27 protein-coding genes and 1 tRNA gene are annotated in these 25,087 nt (G+C 63.7%); 7 read left to right on the top strand and 21 right to left on the bottom strand.

Features of this window, described 5'->3' with window-relative positions:
* Nucleotides 1-40: 40 nt before the first annotated feature.
* The 3 genes from lipB to GYK42_RS02565 all read left to right on the top strand — a co-directional run bounded on the left by lipB (nucleotide 41) and on the right by GYK42_RS02565 (nucleotide 2,598).
* Entirely contained in the window at nucleotides 41-745 is a 705-nt protein-coding gene (lipB, locus tag GYK42_RS02555) for a lipoyl(octanoyl) transferase LipB (protein ID WP_166446187.1), read from the top strand.
* A 38-nt stretch (nucleotides 746-783) separates the two neighbouring features.
* Complete coding sequence (gene lipA, locus GYK42_RS02560; protein WP_099408224.1) at nucleotides 784-1,791, top strand: lipoyl synthase; 1,008 nt, start codon at nucleotides 784-786, stop codon at nucleotides 1,789-1,791.
* Nucleotides 1,792-1,935: 144 nt separating this feature from the next.
* On the top strand, nucleotides 1,936-2,598 hold the full coding sequence (locus GYK42_RS02565) for a uracil-DNA glycosylase (RefSeq protein WP_166446188.1): 663 nt from the start codon (nucleotides 1,936-1,938) through the stop codon (nucleotides 2,596-2,598).
* Between the two features lie 66 nt (nucleotides 2,599-2,664).
* Here GYK42_RS02565 and GYK42_RS02570 read toward each other — a convergent pair whose 3' ends face one another.
* The 4 genes from GYK42_RS02570 to GYK42_RS02585 all read right to left on the bottom strand — a co-directional run bounded on the left by GYK42_RS02570 (nucleotide 2,665) and on the right by GYK42_RS02585 (nucleotide 6,682).
* Entirely contained in the window at nucleotides 2,665-4,821 is a 2,157-nt protein-coding gene (locus GYK42_RS02570; RefSeq protein ID WP_166446189.1) for a TonB-dependent receptor, read from the bottom strand.
* Between the two features lie 90 nt (nucleotides 4,822-4,911).
* Complete coding sequence (locus GYK42_RS02575) at nucleotides 4,912-5,256, bottom strand: hypothetical protein (protein WP_166446190.1); 345 nt, start codon at nucleotides 5,254-5,256, stop codon at nucleotides 4,912-4,914.
* Nucleotides 5,257-5,325: 69 nt separating this feature from the next.
* Entirely contained in the window at nucleotides 5,326-6,147 is an 822-nt protein-coding gene (locus GYK42_RS02580; RefSeq protein WP_166446191.1) for a helix-turn-helix transcriptional regulator, read from the bottom strand.
* On the bottom strand, nucleotides 6,137-6,682 hold the full coding sequence (locus tag GYK42_RS02585) for a YbhB/YbcL family Raf kinase inhibitor-like protein (protein ID WP_166446192.1): 546 nt from the start codon (nucleotides 6,680-6,682) through the stop codon (nucleotides 6,137-6,139). The genes GYK42_RS02580 and GYK42_RS02585 overlap by 11 nt, the downstream gene beginning before the upstream one ends.
* 221 nt (nucleotides 6,683-6,903) lie before the next feature.
* Between GYK42_RS02585 and GYK42_RS02590 the strand changes: the two genes are divergently transcribed.
* Both GYK42_RS02590 and GYK42_RS02595 read left to right on the top strand, forming a co-directional pair.
* Nucleotides 6,904-8,061, top strand: a complete 1,158-nt coding sequence (locus tag GYK42_RS02590) for a PepSY-associated TM helix domain-containing protein (RefSeq protein ID WP_166446193.1) — start codon at nucleotides 6,904-6,906, stop codon at nucleotides 8,059-8,061.
* A gap of 84 nt (nucleotides 8,062-8,145) precedes the next feature.
* Entirely contained in the window at nucleotides 8,146-8,568 is a 423-nt protein-coding gene (locus tag GYK42_RS02595) for a PaaI family thioesterase (protein WP_034752471.1), read from the top strand.
* 2 nt (nucleotides 8,569-8,570) lie between these two features.
* On the opposite strand, the gene GYK42_RS02600 is transcribed toward GYK42_RS02595, so the two are convergent.
* The 7 genes from GYK42_RS02600 to GYK42_RS02630 form a co-directional block, all read right to left on the bottom strand.
* Nucleotides 8,571-9,266 carry an anti-sigma factor gene (locus GYK42_RS02600; protein WP_166446194.1) on the bottom strand — a complete coding sequence of 232 codons (696 nt, stop codon included), beginning with the start codon at nucleotides 9,264-9,266 and terminating at the stop codon, nucleotides 8,571-8,573.
* Complete coding sequence (locus tag GYK42_RS02605; RefSeq protein WP_166446195.1) at nucleotides 9,263-9,853, bottom strand: sigma-70 family RNA polymerase sigma factor; 591 nt, start codon at nucleotides 9,851-9,853, stop codon at nucleotides 9,263-9,265. The genes GYK42_RS02600 and GYK42_RS02605 overlap by 4 nt, the downstream gene beginning before the upstream one ends.
* Nucleotides 9,854-9,938: 85 nt before the next feature.
* The gene (locus GYK42_RS02610; protein WP_166446196.1) at nucleotides 9,939-10,460 is read right to left on the bottom strand and encodes a peroxiredoxin family protein; all 522 of its coding nucleotides are present in this window, start codon (nucleotides 10,458-10,460) and stop codon (nucleotides 9,939-9,941) included.
* An 82-nt stretch (nucleotides 10,461-10,542) separates the two neighbouring features.
* The gene (locus GYK42_RS02615; protein ID WP_166446197.1) at nucleotides 10,543-11,232 is read right to left on the bottom strand and encodes a BON domain-containing protein; all 690 of its coding nucleotides are present in this window, start codon (nucleotides 11,230-11,232) and stop codon (nucleotides 10,543-10,545) included.
* The gene (locus GYK42_RS02620) at nucleotides 11,225-11,821 is read right to left on the bottom strand and encodes a phosphoheptose isomerase (RefSeq protein WP_034752465.1); all 597 of its coding nucleotides are present in this window, start codon (nucleotides 11,819-11,821) and stop codon (nucleotides 11,225-11,227) included. The genes GYK42_RS02615 and GYK42_RS02620 overlap by 8 nt, the downstream gene beginning before the upstream one ends.
* 57 nt (nucleotides 11,822-11,878) lie before the next feature.
* Nucleotides 11,879-12,238: a YraN family protein gene (locus GYK42_RS02625; protein ID WP_166446198.1), complete on the bottom strand. Its 360-nt coding sequence runs from the start codon at nucleotides 12,236-12,238 to the stop codon at nucleotides 11,879-11,881.
* A 9-nt stretch (nucleotides 12,239-12,247) separates the two neighbouring features.
* The gene (locus tag GYK42_RS02630; protein WP_166446199.1) at nucleotides 12,248-13,459 is read right to left on the bottom strand and encodes a penicillin-binding protein activator; all 1,212 of its coding nucleotides are present in this window, start codon (nucleotides 13,457-13,459) and stop codon (nucleotides 12,248-12,250) included.
* Between the two features lie 165 nt (nucleotides 13,460-13,624).
* Between GYK42_RS02630 and rsmI the strand changes: the two genes are divergently transcribed.
* Nucleotides 13,625-14,533, top strand: a complete 909-nt coding sequence (gene rsmI, locus GYK42_RS02635; protein WP_166446200.1) for a 16S rRNA (cytidine(1402)-2'-O)-methyltransferase — start codon at nucleotides 13,625-13,627, stop codon at nucleotides 14,531-14,533.
* A 270-nt stretch (nucleotides 14,534-14,803) separates the two neighbouring features.
* Here the strand turns inward: rsmI and GYK42_RS29170 are convergent, their stop codons facing one another.
* From GYK42_RS29170 to GYK42_RS02650, 3 genes are read right to left on the bottom strand one after another with little or no spacing between them, the layout of a single operon-like run.
* Nucleotides 14,804-14,974 (bottom strand): hypothetical protein, encoded by a 171-nt coding sequence (locus tag GYK42_RS29170; RefSeq protein WP_240943388.1) that lies wholly within the window; start codon nucleotides 14,972-14,974, stop codon nucleotides 14,804-14,806.
* Nucleotides 14,913-15,524 (bottom strand): nucleotidyltransferase domain-containing protein, encoded by a 612-nt coding sequence (locus tag GYK42_RS02645; RefSeq protein WP_240943393.1) that lies wholly within the window; start codon nucleotides 15,522-15,524, stop codon nucleotides 14,913-14,915. Before GYK42_RS02645 ends, GYK42_RS29170 begins: the two co-directional genes overlap by 62 nt.
* 42 nt (nucleotides 15,525-15,566) lie before the next feature.
* Nucleotides 15,567-16,208, bottom strand: coding sequence for a hypothetical protein (locus tag GYK42_RS02650; RefSeq protein WP_166446201.1), 642 nt, complete (start codon nucleotides 16,206-16,208; stop codon nucleotides 15,567-15,569).
* Between the two features lie 165 nt (nucleotides 16,209-16,373).
* Between GYK42_RS02650 and GYK42_RS02655 the strand changes: the two genes are divergently transcribed.
* Nucleotides 16,374-16,450: transfer RNA gene (locus GYK42_RS02655), tRNA-Pro, on the top strand.
* 180 nt (nucleotides 16,451-16,630) lie between these two features.
* On the opposite strand, the gene GYK42_RS02660 is transcribed toward GYK42_RS02655, so the two are convergent.
* From GYK42_RS02660 to bioA, 7 genes are all read right to left on the bottom strand, one after another.
* Nucleotides 16,631-17,554 carry a hydroxymethylglutaryl-CoA lyase gene (locus GYK42_RS02660; RefSeq protein ID WP_166446202.1) on the bottom strand — a complete coding sequence of 308 codons (924 nt, stop codon included), beginning with the start codon at nucleotides 17,552-17,554 and terminating at the stop codon, nucleotides 16,631-16,633.
* Between the two features lies 1 nt (nucleotide 17,555).
* Nucleotides 17,556-18,488, bottom strand: coding sequence for a 2-hydroxyacid dehydrogenase (locus GYK42_RS02665; RefSeq protein ID WP_166446203.1), 933 nt, complete (start codon nucleotides 18,486-18,488; stop codon nucleotides 17,556-17,558).
* 10 nt (nucleotides 18,489-18,498) lie between these two features.
* Complete coding sequence (locus GYK42_RS29660; RefSeq protein ID WP_166446204.1) at nucleotides 18,499-20,526, bottom strand: acetyl-CoA carboxylase biotin carboxylase subunit; 2,028 nt, start codon at nucleotides 20,524-20,526, stop codon at nucleotides 18,499-18,501.
* Between the two features lie 154 nt (nucleotides 20,527-20,680).
* The gene (gene bioB / locus GYK42_RS02675) at nucleotides 20,681-21,727 is read right to left on the bottom strand and encodes a biotin synthase BioB (RefSeq protein ID WP_034752449.1); all 1,047 of its coding nucleotides are present in this window, start codon (nucleotides 21,725-21,727) and stop codon (nucleotides 20,681-20,683) included.
* 45 nt (nucleotides 21,728-21,772) lie between these two features.
* Nucleotides 21,773-22,564 carry a dethiobiotin synthase gene (bioD, locus tag GYK42_RS02680; RefSeq protein WP_166446205.1) on the bottom strand — a complete coding sequence of 264 codons (792 nt, stop codon included), beginning with the start codon at nucleotides 22,562-22,564 and terminating at the stop codon, nucleotides 21,773-21,775.
* Nucleotides 22,554-23,750 carry an 8-amino-7-oxononanoate synthase gene (bioF, locus tag GYK42_RS02685; protein ID WP_166446206.1) on the bottom strand — a complete coding sequence of 399 codons (1,197 nt, stop codon included), beginning with the start codon at nucleotides 23,748-23,750 and terminating at the stop codon, nucleotides 22,554-22,556. The genes bioD and bioF overlap by 11 nt, the downstream gene beginning before the upstream one ends.
* Nucleotide 23,751: 1 nt before the next feature.
* Nucleotides 23,752-25,080, bottom strand: coding sequence for an adenosylmethionine--8-amino-7-oxononanoate transaminase (bioA, locus tag GYK42_RS02690; protein ID WP_166446207.1), 1,329 nt, complete (start codon nucleotides 25,078-25,080; stop codon nucleotides 23,752-23,754).
* Nucleotides 25,081-25,087: the final 7 nt, after the last annotated feature.

Consider the following 25,087-nt stretch of genomic DNA (forward strand, 5'->3'; position numbering starts at 1 on the left):
AGCGTCCGCAGGGCGCCGGCAGTTGATTACAGAATCAGTCATGACCACCACCCGCACCGAAACGGCGCTGATCCGCGAACTGGGCCGCGTCGATTACGAGCCCACCTTTGCCGCCATGCGCGCCTTTACCGACGCGCGCACGACGGAGACGCGCGACGAACTGTGGATCGTCGAGCATCCGCCCGTGTTTACGTTGGGCCTGGCGGCCGACCGCGGCCATCTGCTGGTCGGCGCAGATGCGATCCCCGTGGTGCAGACGGACCGGGGCGGCGAAGTGACGTTCCACGGTCCCGGCCAGGTGGTGATTTACCTGCTGATGGACTTGCGCCGCAACAAGCCGGGCGGCAAGCTGTATGCGCGCCAGTTCGTGCATAAAATCGAGCAAGCCATCATCAACGTGCTGGCGGCGTATAATCTCGCTGGCGAGCGCATCGATGGCGCGCCTGGCATCTATATTGCCGGCGGACCAAGCAAGGGTGCGAAGATCGCCGCGCTGGGCTTGAAAGTGCGCGGCAACGGCTGCACCTACCATGGCGTGTCGCTCAACGTGGCGATGGACCTGGCGCCGTTTTCCTGGATTAACCCTTGCGGCTATTCGGGACTGAAGACGGTGGACATGCGCAGCATGGGCGTCGTGGCGCCGCTGGCCGAAGTGCAGCGGGCCCTGGCCCATGAATTGACCGTATTACTCGATGTAAGCGAAGCAAACAGCGCCGCAGGCGCGCCTCAGGCAGCGGATGCCTGAGCAAACAAACCAACACTGCCCGTCAAGGGCTTGCAGCCATGACTTCTGAGACCATTTCCAGCACCGCCCCCGCCGCTCCCGCCTACAACCCGAGCGAAAAGCAAAAAGGCGCCAGCAAGACTTCGCGCATCCCGATCAAGATCATTCCGATCGAGCAAGTCGAGCGCCTGAAAAAGCCGGACTGGATCCGCGTCAAGGCCGCCTCGGCCTCGACCCGTTTCTATGAAATCAAGGACATCCTGCGCGAAAACAAACTCGTCACCGTGTGCGAGGAAGCCAGCTGCCCGAACATCGGCGAGTGCTTCGGCAAGGGCACGGCCACCTTCATGATTATGGGCGACAAGTGCACGCGCCGTTGCCCGTTCTGCGACGTCGGCCATGGCCGTCCGGACCCGCTGGACAAGGAAGAGCCGGCCAACCTGTCGAAAACCATCGCCAAGCTGCGCCTGAACTATGTCGTCATCACTTCCGTCGACCGCGATGACTTGCGCGACGGCGGCGCCGGCCATTTCGTCGAGTGCATCCAGCAAACGCGCGCCCTGTCGCCGAACACCCGCATCGAAGTGCTGGTGCCCGACTTCCGTGGCCGCCTGGAGAAAGCTCTGAACCTGTTCAAGGATGGCTTGCCTGACGTCATGAACCACAACCTGGAAACGGCGCCGCGCCTGTACAAGGAAGCGCGTCCCGGCTCCGACTATATGCACTCGCTGAAGCTGTTGAAGGATTTCAAGGCCATGTACCCGGACGTGAAAACCAAGTCCGGCATCATGGTGGGCCTGGGCGAGACGGACGAGGAAATCCTGCAAGTGATGCGCGACATGCGCGAGCACGACATCGACATGCTGACCATCGGCCAATACCTGGCGCCATCGAACAGCCACTTGCCCGTGCGCCGCTATGTGCACCCGGACGTGTTCAAAATGTTCGAGGAAGAAGCGTACAAGATGGGCTTCACCCACGCCGCCGTCGGCGCCATGGTGCGCAGCTCGTACCACGCGGATGAACAGGCGCATAGCGCCGGCGTGGAATCGGCGCTGAATTTCTAAGCCACTTGTGCCGCATCAAGCCGCCCGCTGCAAAGCCGGGCGGCTTTTTTTTGCCTGATCGTATCGTGCCCACCTCATGCGGCTGAGCGTCCTATACTGGCATGCTGAAAAAGCATGGTTGACGGATAAGCTATGAGGTGACGCATGGACGTACGCATCGACGCATCGTGGAAGGCGCGGCTGGAGGGCGAGTTTGCCCAGCCCTACTGGGAACGCCTGGCCGCCTTCGTGAAGGAAGAATACGCGGCCGGGCCGTGTTTTCCGCCGGGTAAAACCATCTTCCGCGCGTTCGACCTGACGCCGTTCGAGCAAGTCAAGGTGGTGATCCTGGGGCAAGACCCGTATCACACGCCGGGCGCGGCCATGGGGCTGTGCTTCTCGATTCCCGAAGGCACGCCGCCGCAGCCGAGCCTGCAGAATATCTTCAAGGAATTGCATAGCGATGTGGGCGTGGCGCGCACGCGCACGGATTTGTCCGACTGGGCCGAGCAAGGCGTGTTCTTGCTCAACAGCGTGCTGACGGTGCGCGCGGGGGCGGCCGGCTCGCACGCGGGCAAGGGGTGGGAAAAACTGACGGATAGCGCCATCCGCCACCTGTCCGCCGAACGGGACAATCTCGTGTTCATCCTGTGGGGCGGCTATGCGCAAGCCAAGCGCACCCTGATCGACCCCGGCAAGCACCTGGTGCTGGCGGCGCCGCACCCGTCTCCCTTGTCGGCCAGCAAAGGTTTCTTTGGCAGCAAGCCGTTCAGCCAGGCCAACGCGTATTTGCAGGCGCATGGGCAGGCGCCCATCACCTGGGGATAACTCCTTAGTTGACGGCAACCGACAGCGGCAGGCGTTGCTCCCTGCCGCTGTCTTCGCGCGTAACTCTTAGAAGCTCGTTGATAAACCCGCATAGAAACTGCGGCGGGCACCATACTGCGGCGCCCCCACGCCCACGCCGGAACCGTCGCGCAGCAGGTACGACTTGTCGAACAGGTTGATCAGGGCCAGGCGTCCTTCCACCTTGCCGAGCGGCGTGTTTTTCCACGTGTGCGTGAGCGCCGTGTTGACGGTGAAGTAGCCGGGCAAGTGGCCGGAATTGGGCGCGCCGCCATCCGGCGTCATGCGCAGGCCGCTGCCGTAGAGGAAGTCAGCGCTCACTTGCGAATCGCCAAAGTGATAATGACCGCCGCCCGACAAGGTGTATTTCTGGTCATGATCGAGGTAGACATAGTGCTTGCTGATGTAGTTCAACTCATCGGCGCCAAACAGGGCCTGGCCCGAATTGATATTGCGGCCCTGCGCCTTTTGCGTGCTGGCGTTGAGGAACAGGCCCCAGTTTTTCTCGCTGTAGATGGCCGACAGCTCCAAGCCCTTGGCGTAGCCGTCCGCGTAGTTGAACGGCGTCAAAATCAGTGCCTGGCCGAACTGGCCTTCATCGAGCAGGTTGCTGATCTTTTTATAGTACACATCGGCTGTCACGGTCAGTTTCGAATTGACCTGGTGGCTGATGCCGACATCGTAGTAATGCGTGCGCTCGGCCTTGACGTTGTCCGACTGGCCGATTTCCGGCGCATTCGTCGTGTTCGCGTACAGGTCGATGCTGCCTTGCGCCGCCAGTTCCTGCGGTGGCGGCGTGAAGTAGCGCGAATAGCCCGCGTGCAGGGCCGTGCCCGGCGCGATCTGGTACGCCAGGTTGACGCGCGGGCTCCATTGCTGCTCGCTCGTGTAGGCCGAGACTTTGTCGAAGCGGGCGCCATAGTTCAGGGTCAGCGGCTTGCTGATATGCCATTCATCCTGCAGGTAGAAGCTTGACAGGGTACCCGTCTTGCCGCTGTTGTCCAGCACCGTGATCGGCGTGGTGGACGATTGCGCGCCGTCCATGGCGGGGAAGACGGCCACCGTGTTGTCGCTCGTCGTCTTCTGGCGCGTGTAGGCCAGGCCCGCGCGCAGGGTATGGTCCGGGGTCAGCTTGTAGCTGGCGTCAAATTGCGCACCCGAGGCGCTGTTGGCGCGGCGCGAGTCCGAGGCCACGCCGTTGTAGATCAGGTCGCCGATGGAATCGGGCGTGAAGTGCAGTTCCGAATACTGGTGGAAGGCCGACACCTGGTAATTGACGTCGCCCAGGCTCTTTTGCAGCGACAGCACGAGAAAGCGGTTCACTTCGCGCTGGTTTTCATTGAGCTGCGACGACGGCAGGATGGACGTGCCTGCCTGCGCATCGCTGTGGCCGTCCAAGCTGAATGCCGGCGCCTGGTTCGGGTTGTTCGGGATCTGGAAGCGGCCGTTATACGTGCCGAACATGGCGCCCAGGCGCGTATTGTCATCGAGGAAATACGACAGGCTGCCGAACGATTTGTTCTGGCGCGTCTTGTCGTGCAGGGCGCTGCGCGTGGCTTGCGGGTTTTCCACGCCCAGGGAATTACCGAGGTAGCTGCCGGACAGGTAGTAATTGAACTTGCCCACGCTGCCAAAAAATTCCGCACTCGGCTCCACGTGGTCGTGGCTGCCGACCATGATGCCGATGCGCCCGCCCGGCGTCATGCCGCCCTCTTTCGTTTCAATATCGACAATGCCCGCCGTGCGCAGGCCGAACTGGGCCGGCAAGGCGCCCGTCATGAAGTCCGTCTTGTCGATCAGGCGGGTGTCGATCGACTGGCCGAAGCCGGTGATGCTTTCCGGCAGTTGCACGCCATTGATGCGATATTGCACGTTGGCATGGTCGTCACGCACGTGCAGGGCCCCCGAGCCTTTCGAATCCTGCGACACGCCCGGCAGGCGCAGCAGCACTTCATTGAAGGGCGTGTTGTCGCCCTGGCCCAGCATGTCGACCATGTGGCTGTCGATGCTGTAGATGGTGGTGCCGACTTTCGGCGACAGCTCGATGCGGGCGCTTTTCAGATGGGCGGATGTGACTTCGACCTTTTGCATGTCTTGTGAGGCAGTATCGGTAGTGGCTTCGGCAGGCTCGGCGGCGTGGGCGGAAACGGTAAACAGGCTGGCAAGGGCGAGCGACAGCGCGCTCAGGCGTGGTGTGTGTTGCATGATGAACCTCAAAATAGTCAACGCCAGGCGGCCCGGCGCGCATGATCGCGCGACAAGGGGCAGCCTGAAAAAGGAAAAACAGCGTGGGAACTACAGTGAGGCGGCAGGCGGGCCGCGCACGGGCGGCAGGATGAGGGTGGCGACGGGCGCCAGGGGGGCGGGGGCGATGGCCAGCAAGCGGTACGGCAGTAACTGGGCGGGCGGCTCGGCGATGGCCGGCGGCACGGCGATGTCGGCCACCTTGTCGATGACCGTGGCGCACAGCGCGCACTCTTCCGCGTCGAGCGACGTCTTGTGCAGGTGCGAGGCGGCCGTCGACAGCAGGAACACGAGGGCCAGCGCACTGAACAGCGCCACGCACAGCCGCCATGGCGTGCGCGCGAGGGCGGCGGCACCGTGATGAGCAAGCTTGCGGGTGGGCTGGCGGGAAGACATGGGCGCATAGTAGCAAGAAAATCGCCGCCTTGTCAGCGCTTGTTGCAATTCATTTGCGCGAGAGCGGCTTTACACGGTGGCGCGCAGCTCGCGTGGCGACAAGCCGTAGTGCTGGCGGAAACGGGCCGCGAAGCGCGATGGCGAGGCGTAGCCGCAGGCGGCCGCGATGTCGCTGATAGGTAAGATGCCAGATTGTAATTCCTGCAAGGCTAGTCCCAGCCGTACGTCTTCCAGGATAGCGCGGAAATGCCGCTGTTCCAGTGCCAGCTGGCGGCGCAGGGTGGATGCGCCCAGGTGCAAATGGCTGGCAACTTTGGCCACGCTCCAGTCGGCGGCCGGGTCCAGCAGCAGCACTTGCTGCACGCGCGCGGCCAGCGGATCGCGGCGGTCCAGCAACAGCGGGCCGCAATGGCCGCCCAGGGCCAGGGCCAGCAGCAAGCCTTCCGCCTGGTGCGCCAGCAGCGCGGGCGGTGCGCTACCCGCCAGGCTGGCCATCAGCTGGTCCCAGGCCTGCGCCGCGTGGGTATCGAGCGGCACGCACAGGCTGGCCGTGGCCGCCTGTCGCAGCTGGGCATCGACGAGAGCGCCATGGCGGGCACGGAAGCGAGCGATCAGGGCGGATGAAAAACTCAGCACTTCGGCCCGGTAGCCTTGCGTGCCGGGCAGGTTGGCCACGCCCAGTTCCTGTCCCGCCGGCATCAGCACCACGTCGTGCGTGCCGGCACGCGCCTGGCGAGCGCCCCACTCCAGCAACTTTTCGCCTTGCCGCACGCGGCACAGGGCGCTCTGGAAGACGGGCACGCGGCGCAGGGTTTGTGCGTGGCGCGCCTCGATGGTGCCGTGGGCGATGCGCAGTTCGCTCAGGGCCACCGCGCCGATCTCATCTGCCATACAGTCCCGTCAGCTGCGCCTTGCCCAGTGTGTTGGCGTTGAGCATGTAGCCGAGCATGGCGCCGCTGGCGTGCTGGTCCAGCGGCAGCTTGTCCACGCTCAGTGCCCACACGGTGATCTGGTAGCGGTGCGCCTTGTCGCCTGGTGGCGGGCAGGCGCCGCCGTAGGCGCTGTCGCCGTAATCGTTGCGTCCTTGCATGGCGCCCGCCGGCAGAGTGCTGGCCGTGGCGCCGCCTGGCAAGGAAGTGGTGCTGGCGGGCACATTGAACACGCTCCAGTGCCACCAGCCGCTGCCTGTGGGCGCGTCCGGGTCGTACAGGGTGACGGCGTAGCTTTTGGTGCCGGCCGGCGCGCCGCGCCACGACAATTGCGGCGACAGGTTGCCGCCCGTGCAGCCGAAGCCTTGGAACACTTGCGCTGGCGCCAGGGTTTGGCCCGGTGCGATGTCGGTGCTGGTGACGGTAAAGTCGGCGGCGTGGGCGCCCAGGTGCAGTGCGAGACCCAGCGTGACGGCGAGCAGGCGGGAGGCGGTCATGGTTTTCCTTTCGATGAAGTATAGGGGAAAGTGTATGTCCTGCAACAGTTACCCGCGATGCAGATGCGCTCGATGATGGTGCCGAAACGCTCGTTTTCACCTGATTTCAATGGTCCCATGAGCGTGTTGTTGCGTTTGCCCCTTCCTTCCTGCGCATGATTTTCACTGCCGAGCTTTCATGCTATCGTTCTGCAGCCCAAATTTCCCCGAGTCGCCTCCCCATGTCCAAACGCCCGATCAAGTGGTTGTTCACCAAGCTGCACCTGTATGCGGGCCTGTGGTTCGGCGCCCTGTTCGTCTTGCTGGGCTTGACGGGTTCCGCCATCGCCTGGATGCCGGAGCTTGACGCGTACCTGAATCCGACCCTGTTGCAGGCGAGCACGCCCGCGCCCGGCCAGGTGTTCCAGGTGACGCCGCGCACGGTGCAAGCGGTGGTCGATGGGCTCGCGGCCGACCCCGCCTACGGCAAACCGGCCCAGCTCAATCCGCCCGCCGATGCGCGCGACGTGTACGTGGCCTCGTACCGCCAGCCGGACAAGCCGTCCCCTTTCAGCCAGGCCATCGTGCGCCAAGTGATGGTCGACCCTTACACCCTGCAAGTCAAAGGCGAGCGCGACTGGGGGCGTTTCGGTTTCACGCGTCCGCTGCTGATGTCGGGCATGTTTCATTTGCACCGCTATTTATTGTCGGGCGAGGTGGGCAAGACCATTACCGGCATCTCGGGCGTGATGCTGCTGCTGATGGCCTTGAGCGGCATCTATCTGTGGTGGCCGCGCCTGCAGTGGACGGCCATCAAGCGCGCTTTGACGGTGTCGCATGGCGGTTCCTGGCCCCGCTTCAACTACACGTTTCACAAGGCGGCCGGTTTTTTTGCCGCGCCCGTACTGGCCGTGCTCGCCTTTTCCGGCATCTATTTCAATTTGCCGCAATTGGTCGTGCCGCTGGTGGAGCTCGTGTCGACGGCGCCGGACAAGGCCAAACTGAAAAATCTGCAACAGGATGGCGACCTGCTCGATACGGGCCAGGCCATGGCCGCTGCGCAACAGCTGTATCCGCAGGCGCGCGTGTCGCGCATCGTGCTGCCGGCCAAGAAGGACCAGCCGTACGACGTGCGCGTGCGCCAGCCCGGTGAAATCGCCGAGGGTGACGGCGCCACGCGTATCACCCTCGACGCGCGCAGCGGCTTGCCCCTGCGCATACGCGATCCCTTGCGGGCGCCGGCTGGGGATGTCTTCCTCGGCTGGCAATTCCCCCTGCATTCGGGCCAGGCCTTTGGCGTGGCCGGGCGCGGTTTTATTACCGTGTTCGGCCTGATGCCGCTGCTGTTCATGCTGACGGGGACCTTGGTGTGGTGGAAACGGCGGCGCGGCCGGAAATAAGTGGCCGCCAGACTGATGCGGGAAAAGTTGCTATCATCATAGTATTTTCCGGCGTATCCCGGTCTCACCCGCACAAGGACCAGCATGAGCAATCCCGACATCACCGTAGCAATGTTGAATGAACGCGGCACGGGCCGCCTGCCCGGCCACCTGGGCATCGTCATCACGGAAGTGGGCGACGGCCAACTGACGGCGGAATTGCCCGTACTGCCGCATCTGCTGGCGCCGAATGGTTATTTGCACGCGGGCAGCGTGGTGACCCTGGCCGATACGGCTTCCGGCTATGGCTGCATCGTCAACTTGCCCGAAGGCGCCAGCAATTTCACGACCATCGAACTGAAATCGAACCACCTGGGCACGGCCCGCGAAGGCACGCTCACCTGCACGGCCAAGGTCGAGCACAAGGGCCGCAACACGCAAGTGTGGGATGCCGTGGTGAAAAGCAAGGAAACGGGCAAGACGATTGCCCTGTTCCGCTGCACGCAGATGATTCTGTATCCCAAATAAGCTTAAATTTTTACCCAGTTACCCTTGTACAAGATTGGCCCCGTCGGTCCGTCCGGATTCGGCGAACCGCCTTTCGGCTCCAGCGTGACGGCCAGCAAGGCCACGTCGTTGCCGATGGCGCGCTGTGACAGGGCCAGTTTCACATTGCCCTTGTCGGCCAATAAACCCAGGGAGCGCGGGTTGCCGCTCTTCGGCACGGCCCACAGTTCCAGGTCCTTATCGCTCGGTACGGGCGCGTTGCCGACCATGCGCACCTCGAGGGCGCCGTGGCGGCTGTCGGCCGTCAGCAGCAGGGCCGTTTGCGCCTTCTCGTCCGTCAGGCTGGCGACATAGTTGATTTGCGGTGCATCCATCACGCGCGTGGCCACGACAATGACCAGCAGCGCGGCGATGGCGCTCGAGGCCATGCCCAGCGAACGCCAGAACGACAGCGAATCGCGCAACCAGGACCAGCCGCCCCGCGGCGCCAGGTGCAAGCGCTGCTCGATCTGCTGCCACACGCGCTTGGGCGGCGCCACGGGCGTGGCAAATTCCGCCATCGGTTCCAGGCGCTGGCGCCATTCGGCCGTGATATTGCGCAAGTCGGCGTCGTTGTGCAGCCAGCCTTCGAAACGCCGCCGCGCGCCCCCTTTCAGCGTGCCCAGCACGTATTCGGACGCCAGTTTCTGGCGCAGGCTGTCATTGCCGCGGATATTCATGGTGCCTCCCGTTTCGCCAGACACGTGCGTAGCCGTTCGAGGCTGCGGCGTATCCAGGTCTTCACGGTGCCGACCGGCAGCGACATCTGCTGCGCCACTTCGCTGTGCGACAGGTCATGATAGAACGCCAGGGCGACCACCTGCCGGTGCAGCCCTTCCAGGGCGGACATGCAAAACGCCAGCGCCTTGGCGTCACCGCTCAGTTGCAGTGACTCGATCGGCGTGGCCTGGGGGTCTCGGAGTGCATTCATGACTTCGCTATCAAACTGTTCGGCATCGATTTCCACGGTATCGTCGCTGCGCCGCAGCACATCGAACGCCTTGTTGCGCACGATGGTGGCCATCCAGGTCATCGGCGCCGCCAGATGGCTTTGATACGTGGCGGCGTTGTTCCAGATGGCGACGAAACCCTCTTGCAAGGCTTCTTCTGCGAGCTCTTGCTTATGCAATATACGCAGCGCGAAGCCAAACAGTTTCGATGAGGTGGAGTTATATAGCTGGCGGAACGCGGTGGCGTCCTTGTTGCCGGTGGCGAGCAGCCAGGTTTTCAGTTGCTGCGGGTCGAGCGATTGGGCGGCTAGGGGCACGGCTGGCCTTCACAAGGTGAGTGGGATCACGCCTGGGAAGGTTATAACAGGTTGATAACACTTGGCAACAAGGTTTTGTACCGTGTTATCCAGCGATGGCCGTCTCGAGCAGCTTGTGCAGTTCGGCAAACTCGGGCTTGCCCACATAGCGTTTCAGGATCTTGCCCTGCTTGTCGAGCACGAAGGTGGTGGGCGTGAGGGCCACGTCGCCATAGGCCTTGGCCGCCTCGCCCGTCACGTCGAGCGCCACCTTGAACGGCAGCTGGCGCGTTTCGGCGAAGTTCAGCACGTAGTTGGCCGGATCGTATTTCATGGCCACGGCCACGAATTCCAGTCCCTGCCCCTTGTACTTGTTGTAGGTGTCGACCATGTCCGGCATTTCCGCCACGCAGGTGGTGCACGAGGTGGCCCAGAAATTGACCATCACGACCTTGCCGCGCAGGCTGGCCGATGTGATCTTTTCACCATGGATGCCGTGGAAGGTCACGTCCGGCGCGCTTTGCTTGTCATTGAGCGACAGATAGCCTGCCGCCGCCACGCCCGCCACGAGGACGGCGATCAGGGCTGGCTTGATCCAGGACTTGCTTGCGGATGGCGAAGTTGACATGGTTTTCATTTGAAAAGCGCGGCGATGCGGCCATTATAGCCGTATCGCCGCATCAAAGCCGTAGGTCAAACGGAGGAGGCGTTTATTGCTGCGCCGTGTCGCCGGTGCTGCTGCTGCTGCTGCGTGCTGGCGCCGGATCGGGCTGCAATTGCTTCAGTTCCGCTTCCGAAATGTAGTCGAACAGCTTGACCACTTTCTGCACGCCGCCCACGCCGCGCGCCACGTCGGCCGCGACCGTGCCTTCGCGCTGGGTGACCCGGCCCATCAGGAAGACGGTGGCGTTTTCCGTGACGACCTTGAACGAGGCGGCCGAGATGGTTTTCATGTCGACCAGGCTGGCCTTGACCTTGGTGGTGATCAGCGCGTCGTTCGAGCGCGAGGTATAGCTGGCCGGACCGGCGATGATCAATTCATTGGCCACCGATTCCACGCCTTCGATATTGCGCACTTCGCGCTCGACGGCGTTTTTCATCGCCTCGTCGCGCACTTCGCCCGTCAGCAGGACGCGGCGGTTGAAGCTGGTGACGTTGACGTGGCCCACGTCGCCGACGATGGAGGGGATGCGCGACTCGCCTTTGAGGGCGATCGACTTGTCTTCGGTCTGGGCGCCCAGGGTGCGGCGGTCCGCTGCGGCAACGCCGCCCATCACCGCGCCGCCGACCATCAATTCGATGCAGCCGGTGAGCGAAGTGAGCATGGCGCCGCACAGCAGTGCGGTGGCCAGCGGGCGTTGTACGCGTTTCCAGCCTGGGCCAGTACCGAATTTAGTCATTCACGTCTCCTCCGAATAGCGCGACATCGATGCCGTCGCAGATGCAATGTATGGTGGTCAGGTGGACTTCCTGGATGCGCGCCGTGCGCTCGGCCGGCACGCAGATATGCACGTCGGCGTCCGTCAGCATTTTGCCGATGGCGCCGCCGTCCTTGCCCGTCAGCGCCACGACGCGCATTTCGCGCTCGAGCGCCGCTTCCACGGCGGCCATCACGTTGGCCGAATTGCCCGACGTGGAGATGGCCAGCAGGATGTCGCCGGCCTGGCCGAAGGCCTGCACCTGCTTCGAGAAGATCTCGCGGTAGCTGTAGTCGTTGGCCACGGCCGTCAGGATCGACGTATCCGTCGTCAGCGCCAGGGCCGGCAGGGGAAAGCGCTCGCGTTCGAAGCGCCCGACCAGCTCGGCTGCGAAATGCTGGCAGTCGGCGGCGGAACCGCCGTTGCCGCAAGCGAGGATCTTGTTGCCGTTGGACAATGCATAAAACATCAGGTCGATCGCCTGCGCAATGGGTTGCGCCAGTACGGTGGCGGCCTGGATCTTGAGTTCGGCACTTTCGTGGAAGTGCGAGAGGATGCGTTGATTATTCATAGTCTGCCGATTATAGTGCAGGCGCGCGGCATGGCGGACAAGCACTGTTAAAAATGCTTACATATCGAGGATGTTCTTCAGCCAGCTGATGCGCCCGCCATCGATGGCCAGCGCGTCGAAACGGCACGGCGGCACGGTTTTTTGCCCCAGCAGCCAGGTTTGCGCGGCCACCGTCATGCGCCGCTGCTTGGCTGGGGTGATGCTGGCCAGGGCGCCGCCGAAGGCCGCACTGCTGCGTAGCCGCACTTCGACGAAGACGATGGATGCGCCATCGCGCATGATCAGGTCCAGCTCGCCGCCCTTGCACAGGTAGTTACGTTCCAGCAGCACCAGGCCTTGCAGCAGCAGATACGCGAGCGCATCGTCTTCCCCTTGCCGTCCCCGTGCCTGTTTATTCTGGAAAGGCAGGGGTGGCATGGCGTATCCTTATTGGGCCGGCGGCACGGCGACAGGTGCCGGCGCGGCCGGCGGCCAGGTGCCCAGCACGCCCTGCTGATAGGTGGCGGCTTGTTCCGTGCGCTCGAACACGCTTTGATCATTCTCGAAGCGCACGGCCAGGCGGCCCGTCACGCCATCGAGGGTAAATGGCGCGTTCGGCCGCAGCGCCACTTCGCGCGCCACGCGGAAGGCATCGATGCCCAGCGCATACAGGCGTTCCATGTCGGCCGTCAGGCGGCGTTCGGCAGGCTGCTCCGGCTGTGGATACACCATCACTTGCGGATGGTCGCGCTGCACTTGCCATGGCAGGTCCAGCAGGCGCGCACCGTCGAGTTCGGGGCCGCTGGCGCCGCGCCCGGCGCCGGGATTCAGTGATGAGGTGCCATACAGGGGCAGGTCGCCGCCGATGGCCACGCGCAGCTGGCGCGCCTGGTCGGCGTCGAGCGCGGCAAACAGCAGGCCCGGCGGCGTGGCGGTCAGGCGCGCGCGCAGTTGCACCAGTTCCGCATCGCTCAGGTAGCCATTCGTGGCTGTCAAGTCCATCGTCTCGACCTTGCCGCCCTGGCGCAGCCATTCCTGCTTGAAGGCGGCGCTGATGCGGCGCTGCGAGGGCGAACCGGCCGACAGGATCAGCGCGCTGGCGCCCGGCTGTTCGCTGGCGGCCCAGGCGGCGACCTGGCGTGCTTCCGCCTCGATCGACAGGCCCATCACCAGCAGCTTGGCCGGCAGGCGCGCCTCGCCGCGGTTGTCCGGGTGGTTCAGGGCGATCGTCGGCTTGCGTACCAGGTCGCTGTTCGCCACGGCCGTGACGGCCGAGCGCGATAAAGGACCGACGACGATGTCCTGCTCTTCCTGTGCTTGCGCAAATTTGTTCAGCACGTCGCTGCTGCCGTCGCCCGTGTCGATGACCGTCACTTCAAAGCCGCTGCGGTCGCGCTCGTACGCGGCCATGAAACCGGCGCGCAGCAATTCGGCGGCCGGCCCCAGGGAAGTGGAGCGCAGCGGCAGCAGCAAGCCGATGTGGTGGGCCTTGCCGTCGGACGGCGCCGGTGCCGTGGCGGCCGGCATGTCTTGCGGCGTGCCGGTGGCCGGCTTGGTGTTGATGGGCGACAATGGGGCGCCGTTGCCGTCGTAGGCAGTAATATCGGGTACGGCCACGGCAAACGTCACCGGTTCGGGCGCGGGCGGCTTGGGCGGCACGGGCGGAGGCAGCGGCTTCGGTGGCGGCAGCGCCCTTGTGTTAGATTCAATAGGCGCGCACAATTGCCCGGGCGCGTCGCAAGGCGTGCTGCAAGCGCTCAGCATGCCGGTCGCGGCACAAACAAGCAGTAACTTCACACTATTAGCAAGCATTTAACCTCCAAAATGACCGTACAAGAAATCAGTTCCATCGCCAGCCTGCCCATCATGACAGAGGCGGCGCACCAGGTCTATCCTATCGCAACATTGTATATAGTGGCCACGCCGATCGGTAATGTGACCGATATCAGCCTGCGCGCGCTGCATTTGCTGAGCCTTGCCGATGCCGTCGCCTGTGAAGATACGCGCAACACGGCGCACCTGCTGACGCGCTTTGGCTTGAACAAGCCTCTGATTGCGGCGCATCAACATAACGAACGCGAAGTGGCGCAGACCCTGATCGCCCGCCTGCACGCCGGCGAGCGCATCGCCCTCGTTTCCGATGCGGGTACGCCTGCCGTGTCCGACCCCGGCGCGCGTATCGTCGACGCCGTGCGCGCGGCCGGCCTGCGCGTGCTGCCCCTGCCCGGCCCGTCGGCGGCGATCACGGCCATTTCCGCCAGCGGCCTGTTGAACGACCAGTTCTACTTTGTCGGCTTCCTGCCAGCCAAGGCCAAGCAGCGCGAAAACATGTTGCACAGCTTGCGCGGCGTGACGGCGACGATGGTGTTCTATGAAGCGCCGCACCGCATCCTCGATTGCGCCACGGCCTTGGTGGAAGCGTTCGAACCGACGCGCCAGGTGGTGTTCGCGCGCGAACTGACGAAAATGTTCGAGGAAATCCATCGCTGCCCCCTGTCCGAAGCGGAAAGCTGGATCCGCGCCGATGCGCACCGTGAAAAGGGCGAATTCGTCGTCCTGCTGGAAGGCGCGACGGAAGCGCAGGACGCGGAAGACGTGGAAGCGGAGCGCATCCTGAACATCTTGCTGGCCGAATGCAGCGTCAAGCAGGCGGCGAACCTGACGGCGCAGATCACGGGCCGCAAGAAGAACGCGCTGTATGAGCGGGCCTTGCAGTTGAAGGGGCAGGAATAAGGGAATCAGGATGGCGGCTGGACATCGAGCGCCCTTGCCGCCACGAGTAACAATTCCACATGTGCGATCAGCTCATCGACAAAGCCTGCCGTGACATCGAGTTCGCCCTCATATTCGGCCAGGTTGCGCTTCTTGTGCGCCTGGCTTAACAGTAGTCACTGCTGTGGCGTGAAACCCAAGGTGTGTTCCAGGCTCTGGAAAACGAGATAGCGGTTGTCGCTGCGATAACCATGTTGACGTAACGCAGACAAGGCCGCCGCATGCGCCGCGTTATGCCAGGTCGAAGCGGCTTTCCAGCGACAGTATCACCTGTCTGGCGTCACGCAGGCGCACGGTGGCCGAGCGCAGCAAGCCGGCCCGTTCGCGTGCGTCAGGTGGCTCAGCCTTGAGCTGGCCGATGCGCGCCAGATTCGCCAGCGCTTGCGAGCTTGATGAATTCATCGTCGCCCCCTTTGACAAAAATCTTGGGCTGTTCGAGGATGCGCACGACGAACGACTTGCCCTCGTCTATTCTTTGCCGCCATTCTTCTGGCGTGTACAAGGTCGGGTTGATGCTGCGCCCCAGTTGCTGCTGCACTGGCTGCAAGGCCGTCAGTAACTGGGCGTTTGATGCCATGCTGCCGATCACCATCAGGTCGATATCGCTGTGCGCCTGTTCCGTGCCCTTGGCCATCGAACCGTACACGAAAGCCAAGTCGATTTCCTGCCAGTGCGGCTGCAGCGCGACGCGCAGCACATCGGCCACGCCGAAGGTTTTCAGTACGATGCTGCGCAGCTCGTCGAATATCGGCGCATCGTGATTCGCTTGGTAATGCTTCTGGTTGCCCACCTTTTTCACCGTGACCAGGGCCGATTTCACCAGCTTGGCCAGCTCGCGTTGCACTGCACCCGAACCGATGGCCGCGAAGGCGATGATTTCATTCGCATAGAAAGACCGTTGCGCCTGGCCAAAGAGCAAGGCCAGCACGCGTTGCTGTGTCTTGGAAAACAATGTGTCTGCATAGATACCCACATTGGGTATAGTCAATCTTCTTCACCACTTGCAGCCGCTATCCTTCTTGTCCAGCAACATCAACACGGGTGCCAGCAAGCCTGCGCCTGAATAGGCGGTGCGGCAATCGCCGCGCTTGCCCTGCGCGATGTCGCGCGCCAGCTGGGTTTCCGTTTGCAGCGGCTTGTCGGGGATTTGCCCCACGGCCGTGCCTACCTTGGATGGATCGCGTTCGCCAGCCATCTTGCGCGCCGTTTTCCTGGCCGCTTCCATGTCGAATTTTGGCGTTTCCTGGGTTTCTTGCCTGATGGTATCGGGACTGGCCGCCGGCGCGGCCGGTGATGCCGGCACGACCGTGATGGCTTGTGGGGGCGATGCTGGCGCCGTAGCCGCCGCCGGCGTTTCCCGGGCAGTAGCGAGTTTCGGCTTGCTGATGGGCTTGGGCTCGCGCTTCGACTTGACGACTTCGACAGGCGGCGGGGGCGGCTTGGCGGCCAGCGGACGTATCCACACGGCGATCGACTCCACGCGCGGGGCCGTGTCCGGTGGCGCTGCTGGCTGCACGTGGCGCCACAGATAGATCAAGGCGCCATGCAGCAGCAAGGACACGGCGATGCCCAGCACGATGCCGCGGCGGTTCGGCACGGGCTGGCCGCCGCCGCTTCTTTCTATCTTGAACTCCATTGCCGTCGTCGCCTTCATGTCTGATCGGGAAAACTTGCCAAGCCAGTGTCGCATACTTCAATCGTTTTGAAAAATACATGCATCTGAGTGCCGCGCGTAATAATTTACACAGAGTTTCACCTGACCCTTGACCGAAGTCGATACGGCCTGTATTATCTTGGTCTTCGGAGTGTGGCGCAGCCCGGTAGCGCACCTGGTTTGGGACCAGGGGGTCCAAGGTTCGAATCCTTGTACTCCGACCAAATTTGTAGAAAAAAACCCAAGAGTTTCGACTCTTGGGTTTTTTTTCGTCTGTACGGTTCACGTACGGTCGGGATCGGTCGGGGTAGGTCGGGTTAGCGCAAAGCGCGTAACCCGACAACAGTGTTGGCCCTGGCGGCGTCGGATTACGCGCGGCCTTGCCGCGCTAATCCGGCCTACGCTCAAACAGCGGCGCGTTTTGCCGCAATGGCATTGCCGGCCCGGCTCGATCCCTTGCGTCCCAGCTGCTGCGAGATGAACTGCCCCGCGTCGACCACCAGGTCCAGATCGATGCCGGTGACGATGCCCAGCCCTTGCATCATGTACAGCACGTCCTCGGTCGCCACGTTGCCCGTGGCGCCCTTGGCGTACGGGCAGCCGCCCAGGCCCGAGACGGACGAGTGATAGATCGCGATGCCCGTTTCCAGGCTGGCGTAGATATTCGCCAGCGCCTGGCCATAGGTGTCGTGGAAGTGGCCGGACAGCCCGCCCACGTGGAAGGCGGCAATCGCGCGCTCCATCACCGCCTGCGTCTTGCGCGGCGTGGCCACGCCGATGGTGTCGGCGATGTCGATCTCGTCGCAGCCGAGGTCGCGCATGCGGCCCACCACGTCGGCTACGGCGTCCAGCGGCACGTCTCCCTGGTAGGGGCAGCCGAAAGCGCAGCTGATACTGCCGCGCAGGCGCAGGCCGTGTTCCTTGGCCGCCTTCGCCACGCCTTCGAAGCGGGCGATCGATTCGGCGATCGAGCAGTTGATGTTCTTTTGCGAAAACGCCTCCGACGCGGAACCGAAGATCACCACTTCATCGGCCTTCGCCGCCAGCGCTGCGTCGAAGCCTTGCATGTTCGGCGTCAGCGCCGAGTAAATCGTGCCGGGGCGGCGCGCGATCTTTTCCATCACTTCCGCGCTGGTGGCCATCTGCGGCACCCATTTCGGCGAGACGAAGGACGCTGCCTCGATATTGACGAAGCCGGCCTGCGTCAGGCGGTTGACCAGTTCGATCTTGACGGCGGCGCTGATGGTTTCCTTTTCGTTTTGCAGGCCGTCGCGCGGGCCCACTTCGACGATCTTGACCTGCTTGGGCAGACTGGTAGTAGGGTTCATCTCAATATCCTTGCGAACGGTTGACGATGCCGGCGACGACTTCTCCGGCGTGCAGGCGGCGCATCTTGGCGGCGATCTGCGCCACGCTTTCGCGGCGCAGGGTGGCGGCCGAAATATGCGGCGTGATGGTGATGCGCGGTTCTTGCCAGAACGGGTGCTGCTGCGGCAGCGGCTCGTTGCGAAATACGTCCAGCGTGGCCCCCGCGATATGCCCGGAACGGATCAGCGTCAGCAGATCCGGTTCGGCGATATGCGCGCCGCGCGCCACGTTGATGATGTAGGCGCCCGGCAGCAGCATCGACAGGCGCGCGCGGTCGAGCAGGTTGTGCGTGTCGGGCGTGAGCGGCAGCATGCACACGAGCACGCGCGTGCCGCGCAAAAACGCTTCGAGTCCCTCTTCGCCCGCAAAACACGCCACACCATCGGCGTGTTTTGGGCTGCGGCTCCATCCGCGCAGCGGGAATTCGAATTGCGCCAGCGCTTGCAGCACGCGCGTGCCCAGCACGCCCATGCCCAGTACGCCGACGGGAAAGTCCGCCTTGTCGAACGCGGGCAGCGGCTGCCAGATGCCCGCGCGGCCCTGCGCCTCGTAATCGTCGAAACGGCGGAAGTGGCGCAGCACGGCGTGGCTCACATATTCGGCCATTTGCACGCCCATGCCCGCGTCGTCCAGGCGAACCAAAGGCACGTGAGCGGGCAGCGCGTCGCCAAATTTCAGCAGCGCGTCGACGCCGGCGCCCGTATTGAAGATGGCCTTGACGTTCGCCAACTCGGGCAGCATGGCGGCGGGGGGCTGCCACACGACGGCGTAGTCGCATGGTTCAACCGCTTCGCCTTCGCGCCAGAAGAGAATTTCTACTTCGGGCAGCAAGTCGCGGAAGTCGCTGATCCACGCCGCTTCCTTGCCGTCCGAACGTTGTAACAGGATGCGCATGTGCTTACCTTTATGCGGCAGCCTTGAAGGCCAGCAGCGGCGCGCCATCGGCCACCTGGTCGCCGACCGCATACAGCACGTCTTCCACCAGGCCGTCGTGCGGCGCGGCGATCGTGTGCTCCATCTTCATCGCTTCCATGATGACCAAAGGCTCGCCCTTCTTGACGTCCTGCCCCTTGTTTACCAGTACGGCAACGACCTTGCCCGGCATCGGCGCCGTCAGTCGCCCGCCTTCCGCTTCCACTTCGCCCGCATGCGCCATCGGATCGCTGTAGTGCAGGGTGTAATGCAAGCCGTTGGTAAATACGTGGAACTGTTCGCCGTCGCGGCGCACGGTGCCGTGCACGGCACGCTCGCCCAGCTTGATGTGCAGTTCCAGGCCGGTGTTCGCCGTCAGGGAGAGTGGCTGGCCGTTGAACAGCCAGCCATCCGTTTTGTAGGCAACGCGCGCCGCGTAAGCCTTGCCCTCGCCAGCCTGCGTGAATTCGTCGCTAAACGACAGGCTCCGTCCCAGGGTGCTGTTCAAGCGCCAGCCCAGGGCATTGCCCCACGGGTCGGCGCGGTTGGCCGATTGCGTTTCGGCCGCCGCTTTTTCTTCCAGCAGCAGGGCGACGGACGCCAGCGCGAGGGCCGTGTCGGGCGCCGCCTGCAGGGCGGGGAACAGCGATGCTTGATTGCGCTCGATGAGGCCCGTATCGAGATCGGCGCTGGCGAATGCCTGGCCTTCGACGAGGCGTTTCAAAAAGGCGATATTGCTGGCCAGGCCGACGATCTGGTAGTCGGACAGCGCCTGCGCCATGCGTGCCAGCGCTTCGCGGCGGTCTGCGCCCCAGACGATCAGCTTGGCGATCATCGGGTCGTAGAATGGCGAGATCGCATCGCCTTCGCGCACGCCCGAATCGATGCGCACGGCGGCGGGAACTGTCGTGCCACCCAGCTCGAACGTGACGGCCGCTGGCGACTGCATGTGGCGCAGCGTGCCGATCGATGGCAGGAAACCCTTCTCCGGATTTTCCGCATAGATGCGCGCTTCGATGGCGTGGCCGTGGATCGCCAATTCATCCTGTGTTTTCGGCAGCGGCTCGCCAAAGGCGACGCGCAGCTGCCATTCCACCAGGTCGGTGCCGGTGATCATTTCCGTCACCGGATGTTCCACTTGCAGGCGCGTGTTCATCTCCATGAAGTAGAACGAGCCATCCTGGTTGGCGATGAATTCCACCGTGCCCGCACCGACGTAGCCGACGGCCTTGGCGGCGGCAACGGCCGCTTCGCCCATGGCGGCGCGTCGGTCGGCCGGCATGCCCGGCGCCGGTGCTTCTTCCAGCACCTTTTGATGGCGGCGCTGCACCGAGCAATCGCGCTCGAATAAATAAATGCAGTTGCCCAAGGTATCGGCAAAAACCTGGATTTCGATATGCCGCGGACGCGACAGGTATTTTTCGGCCAGCACCTTGTCGTCGCCGAAAGAGCTGATCGCTTCGCGCTTGCACGAGGCCAGCGCGGCCTTGAAATCATCGGAATGCTCGATGACTCTCATGCCCTTGCCACCACCGCCGGCCGAGGCCTTCAGCAGCACGGGGTAGCCGATCTTGTCGGCTTGGACGTGCAGGAAATCCGCATCCTGTTCCTCGCCGTGGTAACCGGGTACCAGCGGCACATTGGCTTTTTCCATCAGCGACTTGGCGGCCGACTTGGAGCCCATGGCGCGCATGGCCGATGCCGGCGGGCCGATGAAGACCAGGCCCGCTGCGTGGCAGGCGTCGGCAAAGTCGGCGTTCTCGGATAAAAAGCCGTAGCCCGGGTGGATCGCCTGGGCGCCTGTCGCCAGCGCGACGGCGATGATCTTGTCGCCGCACAGATAGCTTTCCTTGGCCGGCGCGGGGCCGATCAGGACAGCCTCGTCGCAGACGGCGACGTGCTTGGCGTTGGCGTCCGCTTCCGAATACACGGCGACCGTCTGGATACCCATGCGGCGCGCGGTAGCGGCGACACGGCAAGCGATTTCGCCGCGGTTGGCGATCAGGATTTTAGTGAACATGGTCTCTCTCTATTCTCTCAAAAAGGGGCAGCTGTCTCTTGGCGGACCTTGTCTGCTGGTGTGTCGGTTTACGCGCTACGCGCCAAACCGACCTACGCATGGTGAGGCGGTATTCGTCGGGTTAGCCGGCACGGCGTAACCCGACAAGGCTGGATCAGCAGCCGCACTTCTCTTTCTGCACCGATTCGAGCATGGCGCCGCGTGTCTGCAAGCCCAGTTTGCCGAGCAAGACGCGGTCGTCTTCCGCTTCCGGGTTGTCGGTGGTGAGCAGCTTGTCGCCGTAGAAGATGGAGTTGGCGCCAGCCAGGAAGCACATGGCTTGCACGGCTTCGCCCATCTGGCGGCGGCCGGCCGACAAACGCACGCGCGCTTTCGGCATGGTGATGCGGGCCACGGCGATCGTGCGCACGAATTCGAACGGGTCCAGCGCTTCCAGGCCAAACAAAGGCGTGCCCTCCACCTGCACCAGGTGGTTGACGGGCACCGATTCCGGATACGGATTCAGGTTCGCCAACTGGGCGATCAGGCCCGCGCGTTGCAGACGCGTTTCGCCCATGCCGACGATGCCGCCGCAGCACACTTTCAAGCCCGCTTCGCGCACGCGGCCCAGGGTGTCCAGGCGATCCTGGTATTCGCGCGTGGAGATGACGTTGTCGTAGAACTCGGGCGCCGTATCGAGGTTGTGGTTATAGAAATCGAGGCCCGCGTTTTTCAGGCGGTCCGCTTGTCCTTCTTCCAGCATGCCCAGGGTGGCGCACGTTTCCAGGCCCAGCGCTTTGACTTTGCTGACCATCTCTTCGACTTTATCCATGTCGCGGTCCTTCGGGCCGCGCCAGGCGGCGCCCATGCAGAAGCGCGTGGCGCCGTTGGCTTTCGCCTGGCGGGCCGCGTCGAGCACGGTGTCGATGTCGAGGATTTTCTTTGCTTCCACGCCCGTGTCGTAGCGGGCCGCCTGCGGGCAGTAGCCGCAGTCTTCCTCGCAGCCGCCCGTCTTGATCGACAACAGGGTCGCCAGTTCCACGTCGCCGTCCGGGAAGTTGACGCGGTGGGTTTGCTGGGCCTTGAACATCAGGTCATTGAAAGGCAGGTCGAACAGGGCCAGCACATCATCGATGGGCCAGGTGGCCGCTTCGGGCAGGGTGATGCGCGCTGCCGGACGGTGCAGTTCGACGGTTTTTGCTGCTTCTTGGACTACTGACATGGTGGTTCCTTCGCTTCTATTTTTGGATACGATTAATTGTTTGGTTTAAGTGTTCGACTGTTGCGCCGGCCAGTTGGGCAAGCCGGTGAAATCGAGATAGGACGCCGCCGCTTGCGCGCTGGGCTGCGCCAGGCGCGGCACCCTGCCCAGCAGCGGCGCCGGGATGCGCTCGATCAGCGCATCGATATTTTCGTCGAGGAAGCGCATTTCCACTTCCAGGGTGTTGGCGACCCAGCCGATCACCGTCAGGCCGCGCGCTTCGATGGCTTCCACCGTCAGCAAGGCCTGGCTGATGCAGCCCAGGCGCATGCCGACGACGAGGATCACGGGCAAATCGAGCTGCTGCGCCAGGTCGGCCGAATCGAAATCGCTGGAGAGCGGCACGCGGAAACCGCCCACGCCTTCGACCACGACGGCGTCCGAGGCGGCGGCGATTTCCAGATAGGCGGCCAGGATCGGCACGGACTCGATGCTCACGCCTTCGAGCGCGGCGGCGATGTGCGGCGCGGCCGGTTCCTTCAGCATATAGGGCGTCGTCAGGCTGCGCAGCATGGTGACGTTGCCGGCGGCGATCAGGCTGTCGGCATCTTCATTATGCAGCTCGCCGTCGCGCATTTCGGCGCCGGCGGCCACGGGCTTCATGCCGCAGGCGCGCACGCCGCGCGCGACCAGCGCGTGCAGCAGGGCCGACGACGTCAAGGTCTTGCCGATTTCCGTGTCGGTGCCGGTGACGAAACAGGCAAAGCGCGATGGCAGGCCGGTGGTTGCCGGCGCCGCTTGCACGGCCGGCGCCAGGTCCGCCAGCACGTCCGCCACGATAGGATCATCAAGGCTCATGGCGAGTCCTTTCCAGGGTGTTGACTGCGTTGATCAATTGCGCCACTTCCTGCGCCGTGTGGCCGGCCGACAGGGTCACGCGCAGGCGCGCCGTACCGACTGGCACGGTGGGCGGGCGGATGGCGCCGACCCACAGTCCCTGCTGGTACAGTTGGGCGGCGACGGCCAGCATGTCCGCATTCTCGCCGATGATCACGGGCTGGATGGCGGTCACTGACGGCAAGGCTTGCCAGCGCCGCAGCTGCAAGCCGTCGTTCCATTGCGTCACCAGCGCCGCCAGGTGAGCCCGGCGTTGTTTTCCTTCTTCCCCGGCGATGATGTCCAGGCTGGCCAGCAGCGCATGCGCCAGCGCGGGCGGGGCCGCCGTCGTGAAGATGTAGGGGCGCGCCTTCTGGATCAGGGTGTCGATCACGGCTTCGTGCGCGCACACAAAGGCGCCGCCCACGCCAGCCGATTTTCCTAATGTTCCCACATACACGAGGTAGGGCGAATGCAGATTGAAATGTTCGAGCGCACCACGGCCATCGGCTCCCAGCGCGCCGAAGCCGTGCGCGTCGTCGACCACCAGCCAGGCGTCATATCGTTCGCACAGGGCCAGCAGCGCGGGCAGCGGCGCCAAGTCGCCATCCATGCTGAAGACGCTGTCGGTGACGACGATTTTCGTCTGTGCCGTGCTGGCCGCCAGCAGGATCGCCAGGGCATCGAGGTCGGCGTGCGGATACACGCGCGTCTTGACGCGGGCCAGGCGCGTGCCGTCGATCAGCGAAGCGTGGTTCAGCGCTTCCGAGAAAATCTCGGCGTCAGGATCGCCCGCCGACAAGGCGGTGAGCACAGCCAGGTTGGCCATGTAGCCGGTACAGAAATACAGGGCACGGGCGTTTTCCAGGTTGGCGCCCACGAAAGCGGCCAGGCGTTCTTCCAGCTGCGCGTGGGCGCGGCTGTGACCACTGATCAGGTGCGAAGCGCCGCTGCCGGCGCCATACAGGTCGGCGCCCTCTTTCAGCGCGGCGGCGATGCGCGGATGCGCGGCCAGGCCCAGGTAGTCATTGCTGCAAAAGGCCAGCATCTCGCGCCCATCGACCGCCAGGCGCGGCGCGCACGGCGTGTCGACGGTACGGCGGCGGCGGATCAGGCTGCGTTCTTCCAGCCCTTGCAACTGCTGTTGTAATCGCGCGATCAGTTCCATCTCAGGCCCCGATCACATGATTGAAGACGGCCAGGGTTTGCTGGCCCAGGCCCGCGATTTCCTCGTCGTCGAGAATGTACGGCGGCATCAGGTAGACGGTGGAGCCGATGGGGCGCATCAACAGTTCGTGTTCCAGCGCCGTGGAAAAGAAGCGGCGCGAAAAATCGGGCGCCGCGTCCACCGCATCGAAGGCCCAGATCATGCCCTGCTGGCGGAAGTGTTTTACGCGCTCGTGCTGCGCCAGCGGCGCCAGGGCGTGCGTGATCCTGGCGGCGCGTGCGCGGTTGGCCGTCAGCACATCGTCTTCCTCGAAAATCGACAAGGTCGCCAGCGCCGCGCGGCAGGCCAGCGGATTGCCCGTGTACGAGTGCGAATGCAAGAAGCCGCGGCGCACATCGGTGCTGTAGAACGCCTGGTAGATGTCTTCGCGCGTCATCACGAGGGACAGGGGCAAATAGCCGCCGCTGATGCCCTTCGACAGGCAGACGAAATCGGGCCAGATGCCGGCCTGCTCGCACGCAAAGAAGGTGCCCGTGCGGCCGCAGCCGACGGCGATTTCATCGAGGATCAAATGGACTTGATAACGGTTGCACAGGGCGCGCACCAAGGACAGGTACAAGGAATCGTGCATGGCCATGCCGGTCGCGCATTGCACCAGCGGCTCGATGATGATGGCGGCGATCTTGTCGGCTTTTTGCTGGAACAGCTGCTCGACTTCGGCGGCCGCGCGGCGCGCTACATCTTCCGCGGTTTCGCCTTCTTGCGCCTGGCGGAAGTCGGGCGACATCACCGTCTGCGTGGCGCGCAGCAGGGGGCCGTAGGCATCCTTGAACAGGGCGACGTCCGTGACGGCCAGGGCGCCGATGGTTTCGCCGTGGTAGCTGCCTTTCAGGCAGACGAATTCCTGTTTCTCGCTCTTGCCGCTGTTGCGCCACGCGTGAAAACTCATTTTCAGAGCGATTTCCACGGCCGACGCCCCGTCGGACGCGTAAAAGCTGTGACCGAGCACGCCGCCCGTCAAGGCTGAGAGTTTTTCCGACAGTTCGATCACCGGCTCATGCGTAAAGCCGGCCAGCATGGCGTGTTCCAGGCGGTCCAGCTGGTCCTTGAGTTCCGCATTGATGCGCGGATTCGCATGGCCGAACAGGTTCACCCACCAGGAGCTGATGGCGTCCAGGTAGCGTCGGCCTTCGTGGTCATACAGCCAGGCGCCGCGGCCATGGCTGACGGGGATGAGGGGAACCGTCTCGTGGTGCTGCATTTGCGTGCACGGATGCCACACGCTGCGCAGACTGCGTTCGACCCAGCCCGATTGTTTTTCTGCTTTCAAAACTGCT

The sequence above is a fragment of the Janthinobacterium lividum genome, from assembly GCF_011601275.1.
Classification (GTDB): domain Bacteria; phylum Pseudomonadota; class Gammaproteobacteria; order Burkholderiales; family Burkholderiaceae_D; genus Janthinobacterium; species Janthinobacterium lividum_E.